General features: G+C 59.2%; 23 protein-coding genes. 14 read left to right on the top strand and 9 right to left on the bottom strand.

Features of this window, described 5'->3' with window-relative positions; genetic code table 11:
* Positions 1–385: 385 nt before the first annotated feature.
* The gene (locus tag UF78_RS10290) at positions 386–880 is read left to right on the top strand and encodes a peptidylprolyl isomerase (RefSeq protein ID WP_045162114.1); all 495 of its coding nucleotides are present in this window, start codon (positions 386–388) and stop codon (positions 878–880) included.
* 5 nt (positions 881–885) lie between these two features.
* The gene (gene lpxH, locus UF78_RS10285) at positions 886–1608 is read left to right on the top strand and encodes a UDP-2,3-diacylglucosamine diphosphatase (RefSeq protein ID WP_045162113.1); all 723 of its coding nucleotides are present in this window, start codon (positions 886–888) and stop codon (positions 1606–1608) included.
* Positions 1609–1613: 5 nt separating this feature from the next.
* On the opposite strand, the gene UF78_RS10280 is transcribed toward lpxH, so the two are convergent.
* Positions 1614–2219 carry a tRNA-(ms[2]io[6]A)-hydroxylase gene (locus tag UF78_RS10280; protein WP_045162111.1) on the bottom strand — a complete coding sequence of 202 codons (606 nt, stop codon included), beginning with the start codon at positions 2217–2219 and terminating at the stop codon, positions 1614–1616.
* Between the two features lie 177 nt (positions 2220–2396).
* Here UF78_RS10280 and UF78_RS10275 point away from each other — a divergent pair, with 177 nt between their 5' ends.
* Positions 2397–3257, top strand: a complete 861-nt coding sequence (locus UF78_RS10275; protein ID WP_045162109.1) for a universal stress protein — start codon at positions 2397–2399, stop codon at positions 3255–3257.
* Between the two features lie 53 nt (positions 3258–3310).
* Here the strand turns inward: UF78_RS10275 and UF78_RS10270 are convergent, their stop codons facing one another.
* On the bottom strand, positions 3311–3778 hold the full coding sequence (locus tag UF78_RS10270; RefSeq protein ID WP_045162107.1) for a DUF1289 domain-containing protein: 468 nt from the start codon (positions 3776–3778) through the stop codon (positions 3311–3313).
* A gap of 398 nt (positions 3779–4176) precedes the next feature.
* Here UF78_RS10270 and acnB point away from each other — a divergent pair, with 398 nt between their 5' ends.
* Complete coding sequence (gene acnB / locus UF78_RS10265; RefSeq protein WP_045162105.1) at positions 4177–6786, top strand: bifunctional aconitate hydratase 2/2-methylisocitrate dehydratase; 2610 nt, start codon at positions 4177–4179, stop codon at positions 6784–6786.
* Positions 6787–7170: 384 nt separating this feature from the next.
* Here the strand turns inward: acnB and UF78_RS10260 are convergent, their stop codons facing one another.
* From UF78_RS10260 to UF78_RS10245, 4 genes are all read right to left on the bottom strand, one after another.
* Positions 7171–7650: a nuclear transport factor 2 family protein gene (locus UF78_RS10260; protein ID WP_045162104.1), complete on the bottom strand. Its 480-nt coding sequence runs from the start codon at positions 7648–7650 to the stop codon at positions 7171–7173.
* 353 nt (positions 7651–8003) lie between these two features.
* A complete protein-coding gene (locus UF78_RS10255) occupies positions 8004–11117 on the bottom strand; it encodes an efflux RND transporter permease subunit (RefSeq protein ID WP_045162103.1) in 3114 nt (1037 codons plus the stop codon).
* Complete coding sequence (locus UF78_RS10250; protein WP_045162102.1) at positions 11114–12301, bottom strand: efflux RND transporter periplasmic adaptor subunit; 1188 nt, start codon at positions 12299–12301, stop codon at positions 11114–11116. Before UF78_RS10250 ends, UF78_RS10255 begins: the two co-directional genes overlap by 4 nt.
* 79 nt (positions 12302–12380) lie before the next feature.
* A complete protein-coding gene (locus tag UF78_RS10245) occupies positions 12381–13805 on the bottom strand; it encodes an efflux transporter outer membrane subunit (RefSeq protein ID WP_045162101.1) in 1425 nt (474 codons plus the stop codon).
* Positions 13806–14014: 209 nt separating this feature from the next.
* Between UF78_RS10245 and UF78_RS10240 the strand changes: the two genes are divergently transcribed.
* The 4 genes from UF78_RS10240 to UF78_RS10220 all read left to right on the top strand — a co-directional run bounded on the left by UF78_RS10240 (position 14015) and on the right by UF78_RS10220 (position 18998).
* Positions 14015–14836 carry a MipA/OmpV family protein gene (locus tag UF78_RS10240; protein WP_230623611.1) on the top strand — a complete coding sequence of 274 codons (822 nt, stop codon included), beginning with the start codon at positions 14015–14017 and terminating at the stop codon, positions 14834–14836.
* A complete protein-coding gene (locus UF78_RS10235; protein ID WP_045162100.1) occupies positions 14836–15522 on the top strand; it encodes a response regulator transcription factor in 687 nt (228 codons plus the stop codon). The genes UF78_RS10240 and UF78_RS10235 overlap by 1 nt, the downstream gene beginning before the upstream one ends.
* On the top strand, positions 15491–16924 hold the full coding sequence (locus UF78_RS10230; protein WP_080890586.1) for a sensor histidine kinase: 1434 nt from the start codon (positions 15491–15493) through the stop codon (positions 16922–16924). Before UF78_RS10235 ends, UF78_RS10230 begins: the two co-directional genes overlap by 32 nt.
* Positions 16925–17411: 487 nt before the next feature.
* Positions 17412–18998 carry an ABC-F family ATPase gene (locus tag UF78_RS10220; RefSeq protein WP_045162097.1) on the top strand — a complete coding sequence of 529 codons (1587 nt, stop codon included), beginning with the start codon at positions 17412–17414 and terminating at the stop codon, positions 18996–18998.
* A gap of 68 nt (positions 18999–19066) precedes the next feature.
* Here the strand turns inward: UF78_RS10220 and UF78_RS10215 are convergent, their stop codons facing one another.
* Positions 19067–19675: an FMN-dependent NADH-azoreductase gene (locus UF78_RS10215; RefSeq protein ID WP_045162095.1), complete on the bottom strand. Its 609-nt coding sequence runs from the start codon at positions 19673–19675 to the stop codon at positions 19067–19069.
* Positions 19676–19786: 111 nt separating this feature from the next.
* On the opposite strand from UF78_RS10215, the gene UF78_RS10210 reads away from it, so the two are divergent.
* Positions 19787–20674 carry a LysR substrate-binding domain-containing protein gene (locus tag UF78_RS10210; protein ID WP_045162094.1) on the top strand — a complete coding sequence of 296 codons (888 nt, stop codon included), beginning with the start codon at positions 19787–19789 and terminating at the stop codon, positions 20672–20674.
* Positions 20675–20694: 20 nt separating this feature from the next.
* On the opposite strand, the gene UF78_RS10205 is transcribed toward UF78_RS10210, so the two are convergent.
* Positions 20695–21390, bottom strand: a complete 696-nt coding sequence (locus UF78_RS10205) for a DUF1294 domain-containing protein (protein ID WP_045162185.1) — start codon at positions 21388–21390, stop codon at positions 20695–20697.
* A 124-nt stretch (positions 21391–21514) separates the two neighbouring features.
* A complete protein-coding gene (locus tag UF78_RS10200; protein ID WP_045162093.1) occupies positions 21515–22345 on the bottom strand; it encodes an undecaprenyl-diphosphate phosphatase in 831 nt (276 codons plus the stop codon).
* Positions 22346–22633: 288 nt separating this feature from the next.
* Here UF78_RS10200 and UF78_RS10195 point away from each other — a divergent pair, with 288 nt between their 5' ends.
* The 5 genes from UF78_RS10195 (at position 22634) to UF78_RS10175 (ending at position 26384) form a co-directional block, all read left to right on the top strand.
* Positions 22634–24268, top strand: a complete 1635-nt coding sequence (locus tag UF78_RS10195) for a methyl-accepting chemotaxis protein (RefSeq protein ID WP_045162092.1) — start codon at positions 22634–22636, stop codon at positions 24266–24268.
* 379 nt (positions 24269–24647) lie between these two features.
* Positions 24648–24917 (top strand): hypothetical protein, encoded by a 270-nt coding sequence (locus UF78_RS10190; RefSeq protein ID WP_045162090.1) that lies wholly within the window; start codon positions 24648–24650, stop codon positions 24915–24917.
* A 154-nt stretch (positions 24918–25071) separates the two neighbouring features.
* Positions 25072–25353: a hypothetical protein gene (locus tag UF78_RS10185; RefSeq protein ID WP_045162089.1), complete on the top strand. Its 282-nt coding sequence runs from the start codon at positions 25072–25074 to the stop codon at positions 25351–25353.
* 26 nt (positions 25354–25379) lie between these two features.
* Positions 25380–25667, top strand: a complete 288-nt coding sequence (locus UF78_RS10180) for a hypothetical protein (RefSeq protein WP_045162088.1) — start codon at positions 25380–25382, stop codon at positions 25665–25667.
* 24 nt (positions 25668–25691) lie between these two features.
* Positions 25692–26384, top strand: coding sequence for a DUF421 domain-containing protein (locus tag UF78_RS10175; protein ID WP_045162087.1), 693 nt, complete (start codon positions 25692–25694; stop codon positions 26382–26384).
* The last annotated feature ends 78 nt before the right edge of the window (positions 26385–26462 follow it).

Genomic DNA, 26462 nt, shown 5'->3' with positions numbered 1-26462 from the left:
CCTTAACGATCTGCGAGTGTGCGGCTCAGAGAGGTTTACAAAAATGGTCGGGCAAGGCGCAACGACCATCGGGAGTAACAGCCAAAGGCTGGCCCGAAGGGTGAGCGCCGCGAATCAATCAGTCGAAAAAGCGGAATATACAAGTAGTACATGAGCATTTGAGGCTGATTTCAACGCAGCATGGCCGAGCGCAGTAATTTGTAAACGCTCTCTCAGGGTAGGCCGGCCAAAACAAAGCACCTATCATAGCGGACCCATCAACCCCCTGACAGCGCAAAGCGCCCTGCTGCGCACTGCGCCGCAGCAGCGAGTCTCCGGGGCGACCGCGCCAATTGCGCAATCGCAACACCCATTTTCTAACTCTTTATCATAAGGAAGGCTTCCAATGATCAAACTCCACACCAATCATGGCGTCATCACCGTCAAGCTGTTCGAAGACAAAGCTCCTGAAACCACCGCCAACTTCAAGGAATATGTGAAGACCGGCCACTATGACGGCACCATCTTCCACCGCGTCATCAGCAACTTCATGATTCAGGGCGGCGGCTTCGAGCCAGGCATGAAGCAAAAAACTACCCGTGGCCAGATCAAGAACGAAGCCAACAATGGCCTTTCCAACAAGACGGGCACCTTAGCCATGGCCCGCACCATGGAGCCACATTCGGCGTCCGCGCAGTTCTTTATCAACGTCAAAGATAACGACTTCCTCGATCACACCGCGCCAACCGTTCAAGGCTGGGGCTACGCCGTGTTCGGCGAAGTGGTCGAAGGCATGGACGTGGTCGAAAAGATCAAGGGCGTTCCCACCACGATGAAGTCAGGTCATCAGGACGTGCCGGTGGAAGACGTGGTTATCGAGAAAGCCGAGATCGTCGAGTAATCGCATTGATCCTGCTGATTTCCGACCTGCACTTGGAAGAAGAACGCCCGGATATCACCCGGGCGTTTCTTCGCTTCCTCGACACACGAGCGCCCCAGGCCGAGGCGCTCTACATCCTGGGTGATTTCTTCGAGGTCTGGGTCGGCGACGATGGCATGACGCCCTATCAGCACGAGATAGCCGGAGCGCTGAAGGCGTTGAGCCAGCGGGGAACCCGAATCTATCTGATGCACGGCAACCGTGACTTCATGATCGGCAAGGCGTTCAGCCGAGAGGCCGGGTGTACGCTCCTGGCCGATCCGCATATCGCGCAGCTTGGCGGAGAGCGAGTACTGCTGATGCACGGCGACAGTCTGTGCACGCGAGACGAAGGCTACATGCGGCTACGGCGCTGGCTGCGCAACCCGATCAGCCTGTTCATCCTGCACAACCTCTCCCTGGCCAAGCGTCAGAGGTTGGCGCAGAAGCTGCGCTCGAGCAGCAAGCAGGAGACACGCATGAAAGCCAGCGACATCGTCGACGTGACGCCCGACGAGGTAGTCAGGATCATGCAGCGACACAAGGTCCGCACGTTGATTCATGGCCACACCCACCGCCCCGCTACGCACTCGTTCCAAGTCGACGATCAAGCCGCCAGACGTATAGTGCTAGGTGATTGGGATCGCCAGGGTTGGGCGCTGCAGATCGATGACTCAGGCTTTCACCAAGCTCCGTTCGACTTGGACTGAGCGAATCAGGCGGCGCTCGGTACACCGCTGTGAAAGCGAAACTCGTCATCCGGGCTTTCGATCAGCTCGCGCTCGCGCTCACGGACCCGAACGATGGTCGCGTCGATATCTGACGCATCGCCGTAGAGATACGCCAGCTTCAGATAATCCTGGAAATGCCTCGCCTCGGACTTCAGCAAACCGTGATAGAACTTGCCCAGCTCTTCATCCAGGTGCGGCACCAGCATCGCAAAGCGCTCGCAAGACCGCGCCTCGATAAAGGCTCCGATCACCAGGGTATCGGTGAGCCGATAAGGTTCATGGTTGCGAACCAACTCCCGCAATCCGGCGGCGTAACGTGATGAGCCGATGTTGCGCAGGCCGATATCGCGCTTGCGAATGATCGACAGCACCTGCTCGAAGTGTCGCAGTTCCTCTCTCGCCAGGCGCGACATCTTGTTCTGCAGATCGGGCTTGTCGACATAGCGGAACATCAGCTGGAAGGCCGCGCCAGCGGCCTTTTTCTCGCAGTTGCCGTGATCGATGAGCATTACGTCCTGGTTCTGCAGTGCAACATCGACCCAGGCGGCAGGCGTTGCACAGCCCAGAAACTCGTTCAATTCGGGAAGCATGATGAGGTGTATTCGCAATAAGAGGTGAACGGCGGCGATACCGCGATTCGAAGCCGCGGACGACGGGCATTATACGAGCCGAATTTCCTGCGGCCAGTGCGGGTTGATTTGCGTCACAACCAAATGGGTTGCCTTAGCTATAGTGAAGACATTACGAAACCGGAAACGGAGCCGATCATGCAAGCCATTCGCAGCATCCTCGTAATAATCGACCCAAACCTGCCCGACAACCTGGCACTGAAACGAGCGCGCCTGATCGGCAGCGTCAGTCAGGCAAAACTGCATCTGCTGGTCTGCGATGGCAAGCATGAACACAGCGAATACCTCGCCAGGCTTCGCGCAGAACTGGAAGATCAGGGGCAGACCGTAGCCGTTCATCAGGCCTGGCATGAAAATCTTCACCAGACAATCATTGCGGTACAGCAAGCCGAAGGTTGTGATCTGGTGATCAAGCAGCACATCGCGGACTCTCCTTTGAAGCGCGCACTGCTGACGCCGGACGACTGGAAACTACTGCGTTACTGCCCCTGCCCCGTGCTGATGGCCAAGACCGAAGCGCCCTGGACCGGCGGCACGGTGCTTGCCGCGGTCGACGTCGGCAACGCCGATCTCGAACATCGCACGCTCCATGCCAGCATCGTCAATCATGGCTACGATATCGCCTCGCTTGCCGAAGGCAGCTTGCACGTCATCAGTGCCCACCCGTCGGCCATGCTCTCGGCGGCCGATCCCGCTTTCCAGCTCAAGGAAACCATCGAAGCGCGCTATCGCGATGCCTGTAAGCAGTTCCAGGCCGAGTTCGGCATTCCGGATAGCCATCTACATATCGAGGAGGGTCCGGCCGATGCCTTGATTCCTCGCGTTTGCCACGAGCTGCAAGCCGTTGTGACGGTTATCGGCACGGTAGCCCGCACGGGCTTTTCCGGCGCACTAATGGGCAATACGGCAGAAGTGGTGCTCGATACATTGGAAAGTGACGTCCTGGTGCTCAAGCCGAAAGGTATCATCGATCACTTGGAAGAACTGGCACGTCGGTAACCGGCCCGGCGCGCCCATCTCCGGCGAGAGCAGTGCTACCGCCGCTGCGGCCGCTAGCCGCTGATCTCGCCCAAAAACCCTGGCGCGATATAGCGCTGATAGTGCGCCTCTGAGAGAAGAAAAAACTCCCGGTCGATAGCATCGCGAAGCTCGGGCAGCGACCAGTCGCGAAACTCAGGCAGCAAGACTACGCCATAGGCGTCGAGCTGCTGAATCACCCGCGCGCCCCTAGCGATAAGCTGATAAGCCCAGCAGTAGGGTGACTGTTCCGCAACGAAGCGGATCTGTCGGCTTTCCAGTTGGCGGCGCAACAGCTCCGCATCGAAGATTTCCAGCTTGGCAGCCATCACCTGCGCCAGGAGCTGTTCCAGCCGCAGCCATACGGAGCGCTTGCTCGCCTCGTCATAGGCATTCCAGCTGACCACTTCGTGATGGAAACGCTTGCAGCCACGGCAGACGAGATCACCGTAAACAGTGGAACAGAGGCCCACACAAGGGGTTTTGATGCGCTGATTGGACATAACGGGCGGTGGATCGGAGAACAGCGCCGCATCTTAGACTTTTGTCCAAGCCGGGTCACGGAAGAATCCACCTGGGCACCCGCCCATGGCCGTGCATCCCGCGCCCTGCGGTACTCCAGCGCGTTTTCGCAACAGCCCGGCAGGACGCACCAGATTCGATGGGCACGGCGTTTCACTTAACTTTGCGGGCCTGTTCCAGTAGAATCGGCCCGCCGTTTTAGGCGCAACAATCCGCAAGAAGCTGTTTTCAAAGCGTCACGAGCACAGTTGACCGGCTACCTACCGGGTGCGCAGATCCCTCTAACCTGCGCACCCGGAAACCGGCGTAAAACTTTGAAAACAGCTTCCGGATGCGCGTCCCGAGACACCCAAGGGACCAATGATGAGGGTATAAAACTGTGCTTGAAGCCTATCGCAAACACGTAGAAGAGCGTGCCGCCCAGGGCGTCGTGCCCCAGCCGCTGAACGCCGAGCAGACCGCAGGCCTGGTCGACCTTTTGAAAAATCCGCCAGCCGGCGAAGAGCAATTCCTCCTCGATCTGATCACCAACCGCGTTCCCGCGGGCGTGGATGAAGCCGCCTACGTCAAGGCCGGTTTCCTCGCCGCCATCGCCAAGGGCGAAGCCACCTCTCCGCTGATCAGCAAGCAACACGCCGTCGAGCTACTGGGCACCATGCAGGGCGGTTACAACATCGTCACGCTGGTCGACCTCCTGGACAGCCCGGAACTGTCCGACGCCACCGCCGAACAACTCAAGCACACCCTGCTGATGTTCGACGCATTCCATGACGTAGCCGAGAAAGCCAAGGCCGGGAATGCGAACGCCAAAGCCGTCCTGCAATCCTGGGCCGAAGGCGAATGGTTCAAGAACCGCGCCCCTGTTGCCGAGAAAGTTACCCTGACCGTATTCAAGGTCACCGGCGAAACCAACACCGACGACCTATCGCCGGCACCGGACGCCTGGTCGCGCCCGGACATCCCGCTGCATGCTCTGGCCATGCTGAAGATGGCCCGCGACGGCATCACGCCTGACGTGCCTGGTTCCGTTGGTCCGCTCAAGCAGATGGAAGAACTGAAAGCCAAGGGCTTCCCGGTCGCCTACGTCGGTGACGTGGTCGGTACCGGTTCTTCGCGTAAGTCGGCGACCAACTCGGTGCTGTGGTTCTTCGGCGATGACATCCCGAACGTACCGAACAAGCGTGCCGGCGGTTTCTGCTTCGGCACCAAGATCGCGCCGATCTTCTACAACACCATGGAAGACGCAGGCGCGCTGCCGATCGAGTTCGACTGCTCGGATCTGGCCATGGGTGACGTGATCGACGTATACCCCTACAAGGGCGAAGTCCGTCGTCATGGCAGCGATGAGCTGGTCACCACCTTCCAGCTGAAGACCGACGTTCTACTCGACGAAGTACGCGCCGGCGGCCGTATTCCGCTGATCATCGGTCGCGGCCTGACCGAAAAAGCACGTGCCGAGCTGGGCATGGGCCCGTCCGATCTGTTCAAGAAGCCGGAAGCGCCGGCTGAAAGCAACAAGGGCTTCACCCTGGCACAGAAGATGGTGGGTCGCGCCTGTGGTCTGCCGGAAGGCAAAGGCGTGCGTCCGGGCACCTACTGCGAGCCGAAGATGACCACCGTTGGCTCCCAGGACACCACCGGCCCGATGACCCGCGACGAGCTGAAGGACCTGGCTTGCCTGGGCTTCTCAGCTGACTTGGTGATGCAGTCGTTCTGCCACACCGCGGCCTATCCGAAGCCGATCGACGTCACCACGCACCACACCCTGCCGGACTTCATCATGACCCGCGGCGGTGTTTCCCTGCGTCCGGGCGACGGCATCATCCACAGCTGGCTGAACCGCATGCTGCTGCCGGATACCGTCGGTACCGGTGGCGACTCGCACACCCGGTTCCCGATGGGTATTTCCTTCCCGGCCGGTTCCGGTCTGGTCGCCTTTGCCGCGGCCACCGGCGTGATGCCGCTGGACATGCCGGAATCGGTACTGGTTCGCTTCAAGGGCAAGATGCAGCCTGGCATCACCCTGCGCGACCTGGTTCATGCGATCCCCTACTACGCCATCCAGAAAGGCCTGCTGACTGTCGAGAAGAAGGGCAAGAAGAACATCTTCTCCGGCCGTATTCTCGAGATCGAAGGACTGAACGAGTTGACCGTCGAGCAGGCTTTCGAGCTGTCCGACGCCTCTGCCGAGCGTTCGGCTGCAGGCTGCACCATCAAGCTGCCGGAAGCGGCTATCGCCGAGTACCTGCAGTCCAACATCACCCTGTTGCGCTGGATGATCAGCGAAGGCTACGGCGACGCCCGTACCCTTGAGCGCCGCGCCCAGGCCATGGAAGCCTGGCTGGCCGATCCGAAGCTGATGAGCGCCGACGCCGACGCCGAGTACGCCGAAGTCATTGAAATTGATCTGTCCGAAGTCACCGAGCCAGTTCTGTGCGCGCCGAACGACCCGGACGACGCCCGTCTGCTTTCGAGCGTACAGGGCGAGAAGATCGATGAAGTGTTCATCGGTTCCTGCATGACCAACATCGGTCACTTCCGCGCTGCAGGTAAGCTGCTGGACAAGGTCGAAGGCTCCCTGCCGACTCGTCTGTGGCTGTCACCACCGACAAAGATGGACCAGCATCAGCTGACCGAAGAAGGCTACTACGGCATCTATGGTCGCGCCGGTGCGCGCCTGGAAATGCCGGGCTGCTCGCTCTGCATGGGTAACCAGGCTCGGGTCGAAACCGGTTCGACAGTGGTTTCCACCTCGACTCGTAACTTCCCGAACCGCCTGGGCGATGCGACCAATGTGTACCTGGCCTCTGCCGAGCTGGCAGCAGTCGCCTCGATTCTCGGTCGTCTGCCGACCGTCGAGGAGTACATGGTCTACGCCGCGCAGATCGATACCATGGCAGCGGACGTGTACCGCTACCTGAGCTTCGATCAGATCGCCGAGTTCCGTGAGTCCGCGGCCAAGGCGAAGATCGACGTGGTTGCGGTTTGATGCGCTGAGCCATGCATGTCCGCCTTACAGACGGTTAACGCCGTCTGCATGAGTAGCGGAAGATGAGCAAACGCCCCGACTGGTTCGGGGCGTTTGCTTTTCTGCGAATCGCATAACAGTAGCAACCATAGCCGTGCGCTATCGGCGCTACTCAAGAACGCTGTCGACATGCATTCAACAGCACGAACCCGAGATAGCTCCATACCGTCGCGGTATGCTGAACCGCACGGCCAGATGTTCAGCCAGCTAACCTACGAACCTGCCTGGGTTCGGCAATACGTCAAACGCCGCTCGATAGAACGGCCGCTCAGTGATGTGCCAACACGGGAACCGCAGCAGCCAAAATAACCATGACGGCCTCCGATCCAGAAATCACTATCCCATCTAGCCGTTAGCCTTCGCCGAACCACCGTGCAGGCTCGCGTTACCCCAGCTGCGAAGGGCATCCTGCTTGATGCCAGAAATTTTCCATTCGCCCTCCAGGTCGGAAAGCTCGAACTCGTAGCCTCCGCATGAATGGAAGAAATCCTCGCCTGAATCCGGACGCTCCTGGGAAAGGTCAAACCGAAGAATCAGGTAGTTGCACCGCGCTCGGACAATTCCTGCGTCTGGCCCTGGAGTGATTAACAGGTTGGAAAAACTGTGGTGTTTCGCCAAGGTGTCTGCGGCATTCTGCCGACGACTGACGAAATCACGACCAGTCATCGTCGTCGGCCGCTCCCGCCCAGAGGACACATAGTCAATTGCCACTTCAGACCCAAGGCAATCGACCATCGAGGGCCAATCACGCTGATCGAAGCAAAGAAAAAATCTGCACAGGACATCATTGACCTGTACGAATACCTCTGGCTCTACGGATTCCACATCACACTCCTACGGATCGATCACTGCGTCGAAGGCATGTCTGCCGCTGCCTCCGTGAGGATTTCGGGGCCTGGGTTGCTGCGGGCAGCGAGCTATAATCTCGTCGCCTTTGCGGCCGTGCTGCGAAAGTTTCTCTGACCGACTTATCGCCAAACATTCAGTAGCGCTCAGCCTCGATAACCTGCGAGCGCAAATTCCGCATTCATGTCCGGGAAATATCGGACTCAGCGTATCGCATGCTAGAACGCCCCTAACAACGGCTCAAGTGACCGCGCCGTTTCGTTGGGCTTTGTCGCGCCTTTTCGATTCAAGGGATGAGCTATCGAGAGGCCAGATGCTCCGAGTGAGCAACGCTACGGCACTGACCCGCTGGGCCCAGCGAGCCCCGTCGGATCGGCATCGGGGCTGCCCTTGAGTTTGCGTAGGCAGCCGACGAAGTCATCCACGTAGCTGAATAACACCGGGATGACCAGCAAGCTCAACACGGTCGAAGTGATCAGTCCCCCTATCACGACGATTGCCATCGGAGAGCGGAAGCTCGGGTCGACGCCCCACCCCAGCGCCACCGGCATCATCCCTGCGCCCATGGCGATCGTCGTCATGATGATGGGACGTGCACGCTTGCTGCAGGCATCGATGATAGCGTCCCATCGCGACAGCCCGAAGTCGCGGCGTGCGAGGATGATGTAGTCAATCAGCAGAATTGAGTTCTTCGTAGCGATGCCCATCAGCATGATCAGCCCGATCATCGCCGGCATCGACAACGCCGTTCCGCCCAGGTAAAGCGCAACGAAGGCTCCGGGAATTGAAAGCATCGGTGCGGCCAGAATAGTCAGCGGCTGCAGGAAATCCTTCAAGAGCAGGACTAGCACGACGTAAATACATAGCACGCCGGTCAGCATCGCCAGGCCGAATCCTCTCGCAAGCTCGCCCATGGCTTCGGCGTCTCCAACCGACGTCTGGACTACGCCTGCTGGCAGATTACGGAGGCTCGGTAGTGCCAGAACCGCCTGCTCGATGTCACCCAAAGGCTGGCCATTGAGTTCGATCTCGAAATTGACGTTGCGCATCCGATCATAGCGGGTGATCTCGGAGGGGCCGCTGCCGATCTCGAGCGTTGCGACATTATCCAGGGGCACCGGTCCGCGAGCACCGGGTACGGGAAGGCGTTGGAGCGTATCGAAGTCTGTTCGGGCGGCGTCAGTCAGCCGTACCACAACGGGAACCTGCCGATTGCTGAAGCTGAGCTTGGCGAGATCCTGATCGTAATCCCCGGTCGTGGCAACGCGCAGGGTATCGGCGATGGCAGTGGACGTAACACCCAGGTCGGCAGCACGTGCGAAATCAGGCCGGACAATCAGTTCGGGGCGAACCAGGCTCGCGGTCGAGGTAATGGCGCCCACCCCGGGAACGGTGCGCAGCTCCCGCTCCACCTGCTGGGCGTGCCGGCTCAATACCCGACCGTCTTCGCCTGCCAGCACCAGCACGTAGTTTTCCGATCCGCCCATGCCGACCTTGATACGCACGCCGGGCAATGCAGCAAGCGCTTTGCGCAGCTGACTCTCGATCTGCTGCTTGGTCAGCCCGGGGCGATCGTTACGGTGAGTCAGATTGAGGGTGAGCACCGCGATGCGAACATCGCCTGCCGAGCTGCCGGACGGATCGATCAGGTCACCGCTGGTGTTGCCACCGCCAATCCCGGCGTAAACCATCTGCACGTGCTGATGTTGCGCCACGATACTGCGTGCTCGCTCGGCGAGCACCAGCGTGTCGTCCATGGTGCTTCCCGGCGCGAGCGTAAGGGTTACTTGCGTCTGCCAATCGTCGTCTGGCGGCATGAAGGTACCCGGCAACAAGGCGGCGAGCATCAGGCCACCCGCGAAGAATACCGCCGCGCCTGTGACGGTCAGAACGCGGTGGTGCAGGCACCAGCGCGCAAGCGATAGATACAAGCTCATCCATCCCGGCTCGGGTTCGTCATGCTGCTTTGGCGCCTTGAGCAAATACGCCGCCATCATAGGCGTCAGCATGCGCGCGACGAGCAGCGAGAAAAAAACCGAAATGGCTGCGGTCCAACCGAACTGCACGAAGAATTTACCGACCGTACCGCTCATGAAGGCCGTGGGCAGAAAAACCGCAATAAGCGTAAAGGTGGTCGCCACGACGGCCAATCCGATCTCATCGGCCGCCTCCATCGCGGCTTGGTACGGCGTTTTGCCCATCCGTAGATGGCGTTCGATGTTCTCGATCTCAACGATGGCGTCATCGACGAGAATGCCGACAACCAGTGACAACGACAGCAAGGTCACGGTATTGACCGTAAAGCCCATCCAATACATTACGGCGAAGGTGGGAATCGCTGACAGCGGCAGCGCTACGGCGGCCACAAACGTTGCCCGCCAGTCACGCAGGAAAAGGAATACGACCAGCACGGCGAGCGCGGCGCCCTCATACAGCAGGCGCATGGAGCCTTCATAGTTCTCGATCACCTGATCGACGGAGTTGAAGGCTTCGGTGACGGTGATGTCCGGGTGCTTGGCCTTGAGCGTGTCGAGTGCCGCCCGAACGCCCGCGCCCACCTCGACCTCACCGGCGCCCCGCGCACGTACAATCTCGAAACCGACCACGGGCTCACCATTCAGGAGTGCAGCCGATCGGCGTTCGGCGAACGTATCGGATACCGTGGCGACCTGGTCGAGCCTGACTCGCCGACCATCGCTGAGCGTGATCTCGAGCGCGCCGAGTTCCTCGGCGGATTGAACGGTAGCAATGGTGCGCACCATCTGCTCACCGCTACCGAGGGTCACACGGCCGCCGGACGCCTCCCGCTGGATCTGACGCAACTGACGGGAGATGTCCAGCGCCGTGGTATTGAGAGCCAGCAGATGCGTCGGATCCAGGGCGATGCGCACCTCGCGGGTGACACCGCCAACCCGGGTTACCGCTCCCACCCCGGGCACCGCAAGCAAAGCCTTGCTGATGTCATGGTCGACGAACCACGACAGGGCCTCGTCATCCATCCGTGTCGAGGCGACTGTGTAGGTCAGGATCGCCGAGCCCGAGACTTCGACCTTCTTGATCACCGGGTCGCGTAGATCGGCCGGCAGGTCGGCGCGTACTCGGGACACCGCGTCACGGACATCATCAAGCGCTTCCTGGGTCGACTTCTCCAGGCGGAACTCGACCGCGATATCCGCGGTACCGTCAGTCAGGGTGCTCTGGATGTGTTTGACGCCCTGCACGGTGGCGAGCGAGTCCTCGATCCTGCGCGCAACATCGTTCTCAAGCTGTGCCGGGGAAGCGCCGGGCAGCTCCGCCGTGATGGTGATCATCGGCAAGTCGATGTCGGGAAACTCCTGGATTTTCATTGAGGCAAAGCCCATCAGGCCCGCAAAAGTCAGCAATATGAAGAGCAGGATGGCCGGCGTCGGGTTTCGGATCGACCAGGACGAAACGTTAAGAGTCATCGGGCATCCCCCTTCATGTACAGGCTGACGGGCTTGGCTGCTCCACTGGAAACCTGGTCGCCCTGACTCAAGGCAGGCTGCTCCTCGACGACTCGCACAAGATCGCCGTCGCCTAGAAACCCGCCTCCCGTCAGTACCACTTGGCCGTCCGTATCAAGACCCGCCGTGATCTCGACGCGGTCTTTTACCCGCCGCCCCACAGTCACCTTGACCTTTGCCACTGTTGAATCAGGTCCGACGCGCAGGACGTAGCTGAACCCGTCACGCAACAGCACGGCGCTCTGCGGCAGGGTCCGCACCTGATCCGTGCCCACCACAAACTCGCCTCGCGCGAACATACCAGCACGTGCCGGGCTGTCTGGCGGCAAGTCGACATAGACCAATCCATTGCGGGTTTGCGTGTCGATCACTGGCGCGACCATGCGCAACCGCCCTTCTACCACCTCGCCATTGCTCAGCCTGACTTGTGCGGGCTGGCCCGGTCGCAACGTAGCCAAGTCCGCCGCGGCGACCTCGGCGCGCCACTCGAGCCGCCGTCCGCGTATCAAACGGAACAGCTCCTGACCGGCAGGCAGAACTGCTCCCACGGTGGCGCTGCGCGCCGAGATAATGCCGTCGTCCGGCGCCAATACTTGGGTTTGAGCCAGGCGAAGGCGCTGGGTCTGCTCGGTTGCCTCCGCAGCCTTCAGGCGTGCTCGCGCGGTGCGCTCAGCCGTCACGTACTGATTGATCTGCTGGGCCGACAAGGCGCCGCTGTTTTGCAGCTCCCTCGCCCGCTGGGCATTGGCCTCGGCTTCGGCGAGTGCCGCCTGTGCTTCTGCGGTGGCGGCACTGCTCTGCGCCAGTTCGGCCGTGACGGTATCGGAAGCAAAGGTCGCCAGCAGCTGATTGCGTGTGACCAGATCGCCCACGTTCACCCTGACCTCGGCCAGGCGCAGGCCATCGGCCTCGGTACCGATGCTCGCCTCCTGCCACGGCTGGATGTTGCCATTCGCCGGGATCTGATTGGGCAGCGTGGTGGTTTCGAGCGAGGTGACGGCCACCGTGAGCGCAGGCCTCGCGACCGGCTCATCCTCCTGAATCGCGTCACGGCGGTCCCAGGCGGCTATAGCCCCCATCGTCATGGCGATCGTGGTGACCACTACCGTTACGATAAAAACGGTCTGGCGAGTTGTCCTTTTCATACGGGTCATAGTCCTGGTTTAACGTTGCGGCCGGGACGTGGTCCGGGCGGCGATCGATAAGGCGATGGTTATGTGGGGGTCATAGGCCGGTGATGTCGTCTAACGCCGCGGACGACCAGCCACCACCAACCGCTCGGTACAGCGTGATCCAACTGGTGACGTGCTCGCGCTGCAGTTCGATGAAGGAGATCTGCGCATTCACCCTGCTGCGACGGGCATCCTCTAGTTCGAACAGGCTGGCATTACCCGACCGGTACCGTGCTTCGAAGGCCTGGAACGAACGTTCGAATCCCTCGACGGCGTCGCGCGCGTTGCCACTTCGCGCAGCGGTGCTCTGCAGCGACACCAGCGCCGTTTCGACTTCTCGTATGGCATTACGCAAGCGGTCGGCGTAAACGACCTTGGCAACGTCGTAGCGCACCTGGGCAGCTTCAGCGTTGGCTCGACGCGTACCGGCATCGAACAGAGGTACCGTCACCGCAACCGGGCCGACGCTCCAGACGGTACCGCTGGTGCTGACGCTGCCCTGCTCGGCGACACGTGTCCGCCCGACTTCCCCGCTCAAGGTGACGCGCGGCCAACGCAATGCCTGCGCCTGAACAGACTCAGCGCTAGCGGTGACGACGTCACGAGCAGCCGCAAAGATATCCGGGCGTTGCGCCAGTACCTGAGCGGGCAGCGTCGCGACGACAAACTCGGCAGGCTGCGGCATACGCGCGCTGGCTGCGACAAGGTCGCGTCGCAGCGCCACCTCGTTCCGGGCGGTCAGCGCAACCAGCGACTTGATCAGATATTCGCATTGCGCATGTTGCTCAGCCAGGCTCACCCGCCCTTGGGCCGCGCTCGCACGGGCCAGGTCAGCTTCGGCCGGCGATTGAAAACCGCTCGCGGCCATCAGATCGGTCAGGCGTGCGGTTTCATTGCGTGACTGTGCATCGAGTTCGGCTTGCACCGCCTGGGCTTCACAAGCCCGGAACTCGACATAGGTCGTCGCGATCTCGGCGGCGACCGACACCCGAGCGTCATGCCATTCGGCCATACTGGCTTCCAGCTGCGCCTGTGCAGCGCCGGCTCCAGCTCGATTGGCACCGAATATATCCAGCTCCCAGCTGGCCTGAAGGCCCACCGATGCCATCGAGCCCACCGGCGCTGCCACTTCGGACCGTCCACGGCTCGACTCGATGGCTCCATCCAGCGAAGGCAACAGAGCAGCCAGCCCAGAGACACGTGCAGCTTGGGCGTCAGCGATACGTGCGATGGCCTGTGAAAGCGTCGCGCTGGCGTCCTGTCCATCCTGGATGAGGCGCAGCATCAGCGGGTCGTCGAATTGTCCCCACCACTGCGCCAGATCAACGAGCTCGCCCCCGTGTGCACGGGGTGCATGCCACTGGGTGGCCACGGGCGCATCGGCGCTGCCGAGTGTCGGTGCCTGCTCGATGGTCGCGCAGCCAGCGAGCACAACTGCTGTCAGCACGCCCCAGGTCAGACTCAACGATGAGTTCAATGCGGCATTCTCCCTTCCTACATGAGCGCAGCCAGTCGTCATCACGCAGCGAACCGGCCATCGACTTGCGGCTTAGGGAGTCACTATCGGACGGGCAACCTTTCCAGACCCTTACCGGGCGCACGGAAAATAAAGGTTGGCCGGTAAGTTTTCAGTAAGACGGAGTTCTGGACGATGCAAGCGTTTTCAACCTCGCCCTGGAGAGTTCGATGTATCGTTTTCGCTTACCCGCTTTGACCGCATCATCAAGTGCAATCATGCGCGCCGCGACTGCTTCCGTTCTTTTAGGTGGTTTGTCGCCGCTGACCACCCACGCGGCCGAGTTCTCCTATCCAGAGGTTTCAACATCCTGGGGGCTTGGTATTGGCGCGGCCAGCAGTCAACAGCCGTACACCGATATAGATCGGGACAACAAGGCGATACCGCTGATCTACTACGAAAATCAGTATGTGCGGATCTTCGGCCCTGTCGCGGAGTTCAAGCTGCCGAGTCTGCGCATCAGCGATTCTGAACAACTCAATTTCAATATTGTGGCTCGGTACGACTCAAGCGGGTATGAAGAAGGCGATGCTCGCATACTCGACGGAATGGACGATCGCGACGGCGGTTTTTGGGCTGGAGCGAATGTGAAATGGCAGAACGAATGGGCGGACGTCTACGCCGAATGGCTTACGGACGCGTCGAGTAATAGCGACGGTCAACGCTTTACCCTCGGCCTGGAACGATCGTGGCAGGTCAGTGACCACATCAAGCTTACGCCGCGCCTGGCAGCCGTATGGCAGGACAAGAAGTACGTCGACTATTATTACGGCGTTCGCGACAGCGAAGCTCGCTTCGACCGGGCGGCCTACGATGGAAAGGCCGGAATCAATACTGAGTTTGGCGTGCGTGGAACCTATATGTTCGATAAAAAGCACTCCGTGTTCCTCGACCTCGAAGCGGTAAGTCTCGCTGATGAGATCAAGGACAGCCCTCTGGTAGACAGCTCCACCGAAAATCGCGTGGCCTTTGGCTACCTTTACCGATTCTGATGAACCGCATCCTCCTCGTTGAGGACCACGAACGCCTGGCTCGACTGATCTGCAAAGGGCTGCTGGGCGCCGGGATCGCTGTCGACGTAATCGGACGCATCGATGCTGCGTGGGCCGCTATCCAGCAGCTCCCGTACCAGGCCGTCATCCTGGATCGGGGCCTGCCGGATGGCGATGGGCTCATTCTGCTGCAAAGACTGCGCACCGCGGGGATAGGGTTGCCGTGTCTCGTATTGACGGCGCGTGACGCATTGCACGATCGAGTAGAAGGGCTGGACGCCGGAGCGGACGATTACCTACCCAAGCCGTTCGCCATGGATGAGATGATCGCGCGCGCCAAGGCGTTGCTGCGCCGCCCCGTCATACAGCGCTCGCTCGATCCCAGCTATGGGGACCTGACGCTACGCGTCGATGCCGGCGTTCTCTGGCGCGGCGGTAATAGCGTAGCCCTGTCGCCGACCGAAGCTCAGGTCATGCTCTTGCTGATGCGCAACCATGATGAGGTTGTGCGGCGCACGGCGCTGGAAGCAGCCGCGTGGGGGCTGAGTGAAGCGGTCACTCCCAATGCTCTGGATGTAGCGCTTCACCGTATCCGCCGCAAACTGCTCACCATCGGTGCGCGCCACAAGATCGTCAACGTACGGGGGCACGGTTATGCGCTTCGTGAGAACGACGTGGCTCAATAGCCTCGCCGTCAAAGTACTGCTCGCCTATATCGCCGGCGCAATGGTCACCACAGCCATAATCGTGCTGGCCCTTTTCGCGCTGACGGCATCTCAAAGTGACATGCTCTCGGACGCGGAGGTGGCCGATAATGCGAGAGAGATGGCCGATGACCTAGTGTTCGATAGCAATGGCATACCGATCGGGATAGACATAACCAAATTCGATATCGAATGGGTATTCGACAGCCTGAAACAAGAAACCTCATACCGGGTGCTGGACGCGTCGGGGATGGTTGTATTGTCCTGGCCTGGAAGCGAAGTCATTTGGCCTGAAAGTAGCGAAGCCGACCAGCTTCGCTCCGAAAGCTTTAAATTCGAGCAAAGAGGCGTGACGATGCACGGAGCCACCGAGGCAGTCGAGCATGAGGGGCGGACTTGGTATTTTCAGTTCGCGGCCAGTACCCGATTCCTGCACCTGATGCACCGTGCGTTCGCATTGCCTTTCACCGGCCTGGGAATCACGCTGTTCAGTTTGGTATTGCTGTTTATCTTCGGCGCATGCGTTTACGTAACACTGAAGTATGCGTTCAAGCCGCTACGAGACATATCGAACTCGGCTGCGAAGATCTCCCCTCGCTCGCTACACGCTCGCCTGAACACCGATGCCGCGCCAAATGAGATCGCACCCTTGGTTGAAAGCTTCAATAACGTGCTCGAGCGGCTTGAGCGGGGCTATCGCGTTCAGCAGGAATTTCTCGCAACGGCGGCCCATGAACTTAAAACGCCACTTGCATTGATCCGTGCTCAGATCGAGTTGATCGATCATACCGACGGACAGAACTCACTGCTCAATGATGTCGAACATATGACGCGCCAAGTGCAACAGCTGCTGCATCTCGCCGAAGCAAGCGAGATGCAAAGCTACCGGTTTGCCGCTGTGGATATCCGGGAGGTTGTGAGCGAAGCGATCAGTTATCTGCAACGTATGGCCGATGGCGCGGGTGTGAGACTGGTAATGAACAATGACGCCCGTCAGAACGATTGGGTAGCCGATCGGGGTGCGCTGTTCACCTTGCTGAAAAATTTGTTGGAGAACGCGCTTCAGCACGCGCCTCGTGGGACGGCAGTTCATGTGAGCGTCGGCGCGAACATATTGGCGGTGCGTGACTGGGGCCCTGGTGTGAACGAAGACCAACTGGCGCATTTATTTGCACGCTTCTGGCGTGGCGCCGATAGACGCGATCACGGTGCGGGCCTTGGCCTCGCCATCTGCCAGGAAATAGCGACAGCGCACGGTTGGACGCTGTCCGTGTTCAGGGTAGAGCCAGGCCTGCTGTTCCAGCTCTCGCACCCTGGCGCCAAAGACACCGCAGGCCAGCAACGGCACCATCTGAGCCCAATACCAGATCCTGCTCCCAGCTAAGGCACAGGCTCTGCATCGCGGCGGATAGTTTCGGTCGATGAGGTCAACGGCGGATGCCCTTCCTCGTCGGGCTGCGGGAGGCTATGCAAGCGCACTGGACTTGAATGTAGCGGCTGACGCCGCCGTGCAACATCGTTACGTACCCACCGTGACGCCGGTCATTGCGGCGCAGCATCACCAGAACCAGCCCTGTAATCTAGCGAAGCAAGCCGGATCTGCATTCATCAAGGACAACCAACGCTTAAGTCATTAGGGATTCGCTAGCATCATCCGTACAATGCGCGCCACCCATACGCAACCATCTGCCTGATGTAGGCATGCCCCGCGTTTATCGCCAAACAGCTTGGCTATCGTTACATGTCCCTCGGTCTCGATACGCCTGTTGCCGATAGCGAACGCGATGGGAACGAAATGAAAAAGCTGCAGATGGGACCTAAAAGGGACCAAGCGTAAATCCCCAACTCTGAAACCCGCGAGAATATTGGCTTTGATCTCCACCGCTAACATCACCATGCAGTTCGGCGCCAAGCCGCTGTTCGAAAACGTTTCCGTCAAATTCGGCAACGGCAATCGCTACGGCCTGATCGGCGCTAACGGCTGCGGCAAGTCGACCTTCATGAAAATCCTAGGGGGCGACCTGGAGCCGTCCGCTGGTCAGGTCATGCTCGAACCCAACGTACGCCTGGGTAAGCTGCGTCAGGATCAGTTCGCCTACGAAGACTTCAACGTCATCGACACGGTGATCATGGGCCACGAAGAGCTATGGAAGGTCAAGGCCGAGCGCGAGCGCATCTACTCGTTGCCGGAAATGAGCGAGGAAGACGGCATGGCCGTCGCCGAACTGGAAACCGAGTTCGCCGAGATGGACGGCTACACCGCCGAGTCCCGTGCCGGCGAGCTGCTGCTGGGCCTTGGTATCCCGCTCGAACAGCACTTCGGGCCGATGAGCGAAGTGGCGCCGGGCTGGAAACTGCGGGTACTGCTGGCCCAAGCGCTGTTCTCCGATCCGGAAGTGCTGCTGCTCGACGAGCCGACCAACCACCTGGATATCAACACCATCCGCTGGCTGGAAAACATCCTCACGGCGCGTAACAGCACCATGATCATCATTTCCCACGACCGGCACTTCCTGAACAGCGTGTGCACGCACATGGCCGACCTCGATTACGGCGAGCTGCGGCTGTTCCCGGGCAACTATGACGAGTACATGACCGCGGCGACCCAGTCGCGCGAGCAGCTGCTGGCCGACAATGCCAAGAAGAAAGCGCAGATCGCCGAATTGCAGACCTTCGTCAGCCGCTTCTCGGCCAACGCATCGAAAGCCAAGCAGGCGACTTCGCGCGCCAAGCAGATCGACAAGATCCAGCTCGCGGAGGTCAAGCCCTCGAGCCGCGTCAGCCCGTTCATTCGCTTCGAGCAGACCAAGAAGCTGCACCGCCAAGCCGTAACCGTCGAGCGCATGGCCAAGGGATTTGATGGCAAGACGCTGTTCAAGAACTTCAGCTTCACCGTCGAAGCCGGCGAGCGGGTCGCGATCATCGGCCCGAACGGTATCGGCAAGACCACCCTGCTGCGTACGCTGGTTGGCGAACTGCATCCGGATGCTGGTTCGGTGAAGTGGACCGAAAGCGCCGATATCGGCTACTACGCCCAGGACCATGCCGATGACTTCGAAGACGACATGTCGCTGTTCGACTGGATGGGCCAGTGGACGCAGGGCGGCGAACAGATCGTGCGCGGCACCCTTGGCCGTATGTTGTTTTCCAATGATGAGATCCTCAAGTCGGTTCGAGTTATCTCTGGAGGCGAACAGGGTCGCATGCTGTTCGGCAAGCTGATTCTGAAAAAGCCCAACGTCCTGGTAATGGACGAACCGACCAACCACCTGGACATGGAATCCATCGAAGCGCTGAACCTGGCGCTGGAGAACTATCCGGGCACTTTGATTTTCGTCAGCCACGACCGCGAGTTCGTCGGCTCGCTCGCGACGCGAATCATTGAGCTCTCGGATACAGGTGTGACCGACTTCAGCGGCACCTATGACGACTATCTGCGTAGCCTTGGCGTGATCTAAGGACGCCGGAACGAACGCGCCCCGTCAGTTCCGTACTGTACGGGGCGTTTTTGTATGAGCCCTTCGCGTCAGGCGGTTTCGTACAGCGCCTCAATGGACTGCTGAGCTGCGATCATCGCTGATTCCCGTGCATCGCCTCCCATGGCGAGGCCATGGGCCCGAATGATCTCGATCTCGGTAATGCCGAGAAACCCCAGTACAAGCTTCAAGTAGCCTTCGTGCGCGACACCGCTGGGTTGGTCGCCATGAATGCCTCCGGCAGTTGAAACGAGAATCACGCGTTTTCCGCCGGCCAAGCCCTCTGCACCGTTCGGGCCGTAGCGAAAGGTTTTGCCTGCTACGGCGATGCGGTCGATCCATGCCTTGAGCTGGCTGGGTACGCTGAAGTTGTACATAGGTGCGCCAATGACCAGTAAATCCGCCTTGAGAAACTCATTCAGGGTCGCCTCGGCCAGTGCCGCTGCCTGACGCTGCACCGCATCACGCAGCTCTTCCGGAGTGCTGGCGGCCGCCAAACCTGCGCCAGACAGGTGGTCCAGCTCGTCCGCAGCAAGATCGCGATAACGCAAGCTGCTCTCTGGCTCGGCCGCCAGCACAGTCGCCACGACAGCACGTGTTAGCTGTCGCGAAGCCGAGGCGTCGCCGAGGATGCTCGAATCCAGGTGCAGTATGTTCATGTAGGGTCTCCATCTCAGGTTCGTTTCGATGGGGAAATCCTACAGACAAATCGAATAAGGGATTAGTAGCGAGATTTACGATAGATTGTCCTGAAAATAGGACGATAAGCCATGCAAGATCTCAACGACCTTTTCTATTTCGCCAAAGTGGTCGAAGGCGGTGGATTCGCTGCGGCCGGTCGCCAGCTCGGCATTCCCAAATCACGACTGTCGCGCCGCATCGCCGAGCTTGAAGAGCGACTCGGTGCGCGATTGCTTCAGCGCACGACGCGAAAGCTATCCGTCACCGAGATCGGCGAGCGCTACTACCGGCATTGTCAGGCGATGCTGCTGGAAGCGGAACAGGCGGATGAGGTCGTAGCGAGACTGACCAGCGAACCCAGGGGACGCGTGCGCGTGTCCTGCCCCATCGCTGTGGCCGGATTCGCTGATGCGGTAGTGGATTTCCTTGCGACATATCCGCTGGTAACACTCGAAACGATTGTCACCAACCGGCGTGTAGATCTGGTCAACGAGGGCATCGATGTCGCTCTGCGGGTTCGTACCGCAGATGACGAAGACCCCTCGCTCATCGTTCGGCGTTTGCAACCGACTGTCGCCTATCTCGTCGCCTCGCCCGCATTACTTCGTGACCACACCATCAACGGTCCAGAAGACCTGCCTAAGCTGCCCGTGCTCGGCGCAGCAGACCCCGACCGCAAGGTGCGCTACCGGCTCGTCAGCGATGATGGCGAGACACGGGAACTCGTGCTGGAACCGCGGCTTGCGGTCGATGACTTTGTGATCCGCAAGGCTGCCGCTCTTTCAGGGCTCGGCCTGACCATGCTGCCACGCGGCTACTGTGAAGAGGAGTTGGCGAGCGGCCAGTTGATTCGCGTCCTGCCAGACTGGACGCTGCCGGGGGGTCACCTGCAGGTGGCTTATCTGCATCGGCGCGGAATGTTACCTGCCGTTAGGGCGTGGATAGATCATATGGTCAAGGTATTCGGTCAGGGCTGACCGTGTTAACGCCGAAAGACTCACCGGCTCAATCCGAGCAATACCCCATGCAAGCGCTGGGAATACAGATAATCCAGCCACACCACCTGATGAGCCATAACGATCAGCCAGAACGCCAGCTGGAATGAGAGCTTGCGAGTCTTGTGTCGTAACACTTGCTGCGCCAGCAGCGCGCCAGGCCAACCACCGAGCAGCTCGACCAGATGCAGATGCGCCTCCGGCGTACGCCTGTTGCCGCGCATGGCGCTGCGCTTGTCGTGCAAATACAAACCGAAGACCAGCAAACTCGCCAGTGCATAGGCGACTAGCGGCCAGTGCACGCCCTGCTGGACCAACCGCACGCTGCCCAGCGTCGGTAGCAGACACAGTAGTACAAGGGCAGAGACCTTCAGCGAGAAATGCTGACGAAGAGCACCAACTCGTCGGGCGCGCGGTCCATGGTCCTCATGCCGAGCTTTGGGTGAGCGCCGCGCCAAGGGCTTTTGGCGAATGGCCGGATCATCGAGGGAAAGCGTATCCAGACGGATATGCGAGGCACGCAAACGTCCTTCCCTGTCGCGATCGGTTCCATACCGCACCCGATCGCCCTGTACCGGACGACGTGCTCCGCGCATGACCGAAATGTGCGCGAACACCTCGTTACCGCCATTGTCAGGGCGGATGAAACCGAATCCTTTCTGATCGTCCCAACTTTTCAGCTGACCGCGTAATTCCATGTTGAAAGACTCGGTGAAAATCAGGCATTCCAATCGGCGGCAAAACGATAACGAAATGATCGGTTTCAATCGGTGTTCGTGGCGTTTGCCGGAGTTTCTTCTTCAGCCCTAAGCCATGGCGTTATCAGCCTGCGGCAGTGCTCCAATCGATCAAGCCGAACTGCCAGGTCGCCAGAATGGCGATGCCAAAGATGATCCGGTACCAAGCGAATGCTGCGTAGCTATGGTTGCCGATAAATTTCAATAGCGCACGCACCGCCAACATCGCAAAAATGAACGAAGTGACAAAGCCAATCGCAAATACTGGAAGATCACCCGACTGGAACAGATCGCGGTACTTGTAGCCGGAGTAAACCGCAGCACCCACCATGGTCGGCATCGCCAGGAAGAAGGAAAACTCAGTCGCCGCCTTGCGCGACAGGCCAAATAACAGCCCGCCGATAATAGTAGCCCCCGAGCGCGAAGTGCCTGGAATCAGCGCCAAGCACTGTGCACACCCCACCTTCAATGCATGGCTCCAGTGCATATCATCGACCGTTTCCGCCTGGATACGATGCGAACGTTTTTCAGCCCAGAGCATGACCACCCCACCGATAACCAGCGCGGTCGCCACGGTGATGGGGTTGAACAGGTATTCATGTATCAGGTCGGCAAAGGTCACACCCAGCACAACGGCTGGTAGGAATGCCACTAGTAGGTTGACGGTAAATTTCTGCGCCTGTCGCTCGCTGGGCAGCCCGACCACGACATCGATGATCTTGCGCCGGTACTCCCAGACCACGGCCAGAATCGCGCCCAGCTGAATGATGATGTTGAAGGCCAATGCCCGCTCGCCACCAAACCCGATGAGATCGGCGACGATGATCTGGTGTCCGGTACTGGATATAGGCAGAAACTCCGTGATTCCTTCGACCACGCCTAGAAGCAACGCCTGAAAGGCGATCCAAAAATCCATCTAATCCCCAATAGCGGTGCAAACCACCGCATTTGAATATGCAACGAAGGTATATGTCAGATAGCCACTTGAGCGCTGTTCTGACTCGCTGGCGACAAGTAAATTCAATGAGTCGAAGCGCCCATCCTCATCTTTTTTTCACAGATGCCGACAAGCTATTCAACGGTGTAGCAAAGCAACCACTGCCACAGCTCAAACGGCCAAGGCAGACGCAGGCGCGGTGCTCCAACCCAAAGCCGCTAAACAAATAATAATTAAGATAAAGTCTCAACAGGAGCTTACAAGCAGATGAATATGCTGCGAAATTTCCCTATCAGCAAGCGCCTCTGGCTGATTCCGACGCTAGCCGTTGCGATGCTATTCGTTCTCGGCCTGCTGATGATTCAGCAAGTGCGTACCGACCTGTACAAAGGCAAGCAGGTCATGACCCAGAACATCGTCGAAACGGCGACGGGTGTTCTCAGCTATTACCAACAACTCGAGGCAAACGGCACGCTGAGCACGTCCGGGGCACAGAAAGCAGCAATGGATCAGATCCGCCTGCTCCGCTACGGACAAAATGACTATTTCTGGATCAATGACATGAGCCCGGTCATGCTCATGCACCCGATGAAGCCCGAGCTCGAAGGCAAGAATCTTTCCAACGTGAAGGACCCGAACGGCAAAGAGCTGTTCAACGAGATGGTCAAAGTAGCTCGCCTACAGGGAGCCGGCATCGTCGACTATCAATGGGCGAAACCGGGTAAGGAAGATCCCGTACCGAAAATTTCCTACATCGAATTGTTCAAGCCATGGGGCTGGATCATCGGTTCCGGCATCTACGTGGACGACGTAGAAGCAGAGTTCATGCATTACCTCGTTCGCTTCTCCATCATTGGCTTGATCATCGCCTCGCTGATGGCGCTGCTGGTTTCCGTTCTCATCCGCAGCATCACCCGTCCGTTGCGCCATTCCATGCAGGCGATGGCCAACATAGCGAGCGGTGAAGCCGACCTTACGCGCAGCCTGGACATCTCGGGGAATGACGAGCTGACTACGCTGAGCCGCGATTTCAACACGTTTATACACAAGCTCCATACGGTTATCGCTCAGCTGTTCGAAACTTCCGGCTCGCTGGCGAAGTCGTCCAGCGACCTGGGTGGGCTAGCCGGTCGGACACACAAGCAAAGCCAACAGCAGTCGCAGCAAATGGAACTGGTGGCCACCGCAGTGAACGAGGTGACCTACGCGGTGCAGGAAGTGGCGAAAAATGCCGAACATGCATCGAACGAAGTCGGCGATGCGGAAAAGCAGGCAGGGCTGGGACAACGTAATATCGAAGCCAGCCTTCAGCAGATCGACCAGCTATCGACCACCATCAATAAAGCAGTTGGGGTCATCCAGTCATTGGCCGACGAAACCACTCAGATCGGTTCGGTGTTGGAAGTTATCGGATCGATCGCCGACCAAACCAACTTGCTCGCTCTGAACGCCGCGATCGAAGCCGCTCGCGCCGGAGAACAAGGCCGCGGCTTCGCCGTTGTGGCTGATGAAGTTCGTTTGCTGGCACAGCGCACCCAGACCTCGACGGCAGAGATTCACACCATGATCGAACGCCTGCAGAAAAATTCAGGCGCGGCGGTGACCGTCATCATGGAAAGCAGTCGGGCCTCTCAGGCCACCGTCGAGCAAGCCAGCCAGGCCGGTGAAAGCCTGGGTCAGATCGCCCAGGCGCTGCGCAACCTGTCCGGCCTGAACGCCTCGATTGCCAGCGCTACCCTGCAGCAGACTCATGTCGTCGAAGATATCAATCAGAACGTCACTCAAGCCGCCGGACTGGCACAGGACAGTACCCAGGCCGCTGAGCACTCGAGCGCAGCGAGCAAGCAGCTCGGCGAATTGGCAGAACAACTGAACCGTCTGCTCAAGCAGTTCAAGGTCTAGCCAACCAAACCTGCATCAACGACTGGCTTTTGTATACATACGGCTGGCCTCCTCACGGAGACCGGCCGTTCTATTTCGCCAGGCAGCTGCGACTTTTCGCCACGCGCGATGCGGCTTGAGTAACGGTCATCGTTGCGGCCATGGAACCTCTGAACGGTCCGCAGGCCAGGAAATCAAGCCGTTCAGCCGACGCTTAATCCAAAATGCGCTTGCACGACTAATCCTATACTTTCGGCTAATTGCAAAAATTCTCCGCAATCGCGAACTCTCAATGTGACTTATCAGTCCTCTGTGTACATCAATGGTATGTAAGGCCAACGCCGGCAGCCTGGCGGCAGGCTAAATCCGATCTTGGTTATCACACAGAGAGACACACCTCATGAATAGCCCCCTTCGTTTCAACGACGCCCTTCTCATTACTGATCGTGCGTTCAAGCCGTTCCAGTGCGTCGCCTGGACACTGCTCGAAGGCAACGGCGAACTCAGCATTACCGTCGTGGATGGCAGCGAGTCTCGCGCCGTCGGCCATTGCAAACTCTCCAGCAGCGTTTATTCCGACCCGGTCAAGCTCGGCGAATCGTTGGAACAAGCACGCGCTGACCTGAGCCGCCAGGGTATTCACCTCGCCCCCTGGCAGATGCCGGAATAAGACATCCGTCTCGAATGAACCAAGGCCCGGAGGCGCAAGCACCGGGCCTTTTTCATTGCAATCGCATGCCCCTCGCCTGCCGGTTCCGTTTATCGGACTGATCCATTCGCTTGTTTCACGGTCCCAGCAATAAGTGAATCAAGAGGAGCAAGCCATGAAGGGTGCAGAAGCCTACGTCAATGACCAGTGGCACAGCAGCGGTCTGGCAGACCTGCCTGAGGGTGCTGATGGCCATTGCATTACCTTGAAGTTCGTTATCCCTCGCGATGCTCAGTTCACCGGGCTGATCACGCATGTCCGCGAGGTGGCGCAGCGGCACCTGAGCGAGTTCTATAAAGACCGAAAGGTAACGCACAGACCAGTGGAAGGTTCGGTCGTAGGGGATGGCAGTGGCGACGGTATAGACCTGGTATTTGATGTCGCCCCTGCGCAATGAGCAATCGCTACATCGGAGTACGGACCATGACCGCACTACGTCTTGCACTCGACGAAGCCATACGTATCAGCGAGATGGCTTTTCTACCTTGCCACGCGACTACCCAGGTGAATAACGAGGACGCCAGCTTTTCACTGCGGGTGACCAACGCGGCAGGCGATGAAATCATGTCGATTCCCCATATCGCTCGTTCCCAGTATGCGGACCCCATGCATCTCGCCGGTCTGCTTGAGAACGCACGGCTGCAGCTCAGCAAAGATGGCGTGCCGCTGAGCGCATGGTCCATGCCCGCACAGCCGGGCCTTATTGGTTAAGCGACGCCATTATCGAGGCCGCGAATGACTCCTTTCGATTGGCAGCGCATGCTGCTGGACGATCTGCCATTGCTGTTCATCGCAGAAGTGGTGCTGCGAGCGTTGTTTGCCTTCGTTGCGGTGTTTCTATTTCTGAAAATCAGCGGGCGACGGGGTATTCGGCAGCTGTCACTGTTCGAGCTGGTAGTGATTCTTACGTTGGGGTCAGCAGCAGGCGACGTCTCCTTCTATGAGGATGTGCCACTGCTGCCCATCGCGGCCGTGTTCGCAACCTTGTTGCTGCTCTATCGGCTCACCGTCTGGATCATGACGCGCAACGAACGGTTGTCCAAATGGATGGAAGGCGAACCAGTCACAATCATCCAGAATGGCCTGTACGAACTACACAGCCTGGACCAACTAAATATCTCATCCGACGAGTTTTTCATGGAGTTGCGTCAGCAAGGTGTTGAGCACCTGGGGCAGGTTCGATTGGGCATTCTCGAGACCGATGGAGAGGTCAGCCTCTATTTCAACGAAGCCGAGGCGGTGCGCCCAGGGCTTTCTGTGCTGCCCAAACAATTTCGGACGATTTACCGGCAGGTCCCCTCCAGCGGGCTGTATGCCTGCATGCGGTGTGGATATCCGCAGATCATCGAAGCACAGCGGGAGGCGACCTGTCCTCGTTGTCACCACCAGCATTGGTGTATTGCGCTGAGCAATCCTCGTGTGCGCTGATCTGCGGCGCGAACCCCGTCCGCTTACATCGGTCACTTATAGAGACGGGCGCCGCGCTGCCCCCCCCCCCCGCCACGG

Source organism: Stutzerimonas stutzeri (assembly GCF_000952685.1).
Taxonomy (GTDB): domain Bacteria; phylum Pseudomonadota; class Gammaproteobacteria; order Pseudomonadales; family Pseudomonadaceae; genus Stutzerimonas; species Stutzerimonas stutzeri_E.
This window is presented reverse-complemented; position numbering and strand designations above follow the sequence as displayed.

Bases quoted from the DNA above. Each gene is read 5' to 3' on its own strand.
- UF78_RS10195 (WP_045162092.1), top strand. From the start codon at position 22,634: ATGAATATGCTGCGAAATTTCCCTATCAGCAAGCGCCTCTGGCTGATT.
- UF78_RS10235 (WP_045162100.1), top strand. From the start codon at position 14,836: ATGAACCGCATCCTCCTCGTTGAGGACCACGAACGCCTGGCTCGACTG.
- UF78_RS10205 (WP_045162185.1), bottom strand. From the start codon at position 21,390: ATGGAATTACGCGGTCAGCTGAAAAGTTGGGACGATCAGAAAGGATTC.
- UF78_RS10275 (WP_045162109.1), top strand. From the start codon at position 2,397: ATGCAAGCCATTCGCAGCATCCTCGTAATAATCGACCCAAACCTGCCC.
- UF78_RS10200 (WP_045162093.1), bottom strand. From the start codon at position 22,345: ATGGATTTTTGGATCGCCTTTCAGGCGTTGCTTCTAGGCGTGGTCGAA.
- UF78_RS10290 (WP_045162114.1), top strand. From the start codon at position 386: ATGATCAAACTCCACACCAATCATGGCGTCATCACCGTCAAGCTGTTC.
- UF78_RS10250 (WP_045162102.1), bottom strand. From the start codon at position 12,301: ATGAAAAGGACAACTCGCCAGACCGTTTTTATCGTAACGGTAGTGGTC.
- UF78_RS10180 (WP_045162088.1), top strand. From the start codon at position 25,380: ATGACCGCACTACGTCTTGCACTCGACGAAGCCATACGTATCAGCGAG.
- UF78_RS10240 (WP_230623611.1), top strand. From the start codon at position 14,015: ATGTATCGTTTTCGCTTACCCGCTTTGACCGCATCATCAAGTGCAATC.
- UF78_RS10230 (WP_080890586.1), top strand. From the start codon at position 15,491: ATGCGCTTCGTGAGAACGACGTGGCTCAATAGCCTCGCCGTCAAAGTA.
- UF78_RS10255 (WP_045162103.1), bottom strand. From the start codon at position 11,117: ATGACTCTTAACGTTTCGTCCTGGTCGATCCGAAACCCGACGCCGGCC.
- UF78_RS10215 (WP_045162095.1), bottom strand. From the start codon at position 19,675: ATGAACATACTGCACCTGGATTCGAGCATCCTCGGCGACGCCTCGGCT.
- UF78_RS10185 (WP_045162089.1), top strand. From the start codon at position 25,072: ATGAAGGGTGCAGAAGCCTACGTCAATGACCAGTGGCACAGCAGCGGT.
- UF78_RS10280 (WP_045162111.1), bottom strand. From the start codon at position 2,219: ATGCTTCCCGAATTGAACGAGTTTCTGGGCTGTGCAACGCCTGCCGCC.
- UF78_RS10210 (WP_045162094.1), top strand. From the start codon at position 19,787: ATGCAAGATCTCAACGACCTTTTCTATTTCGCCAAAGTGGTCGAAGGC.
- UF78_RS10175 (WP_045162087.1), top strand. From the start codon at position 25,692: ATGACTCCTTTCGATTGGCAGCGCATGCTGCTGGACGATCTGCCATTG.
- UF78_RS10190 (WP_045162090.1), top strand. From the start codon at position 24,648: ATGAATAGCCCCCTTCGTTTCAACGACGCCCTTCTCATTACTGATCGT.
- UF78_RS10270 (WP_045162107.1), bottom strand. From the start codon at position 3,778: ATGTCCAATCAGCGCATCAAAACCCCTTGTGTGGGCCTCTGTTCCACT.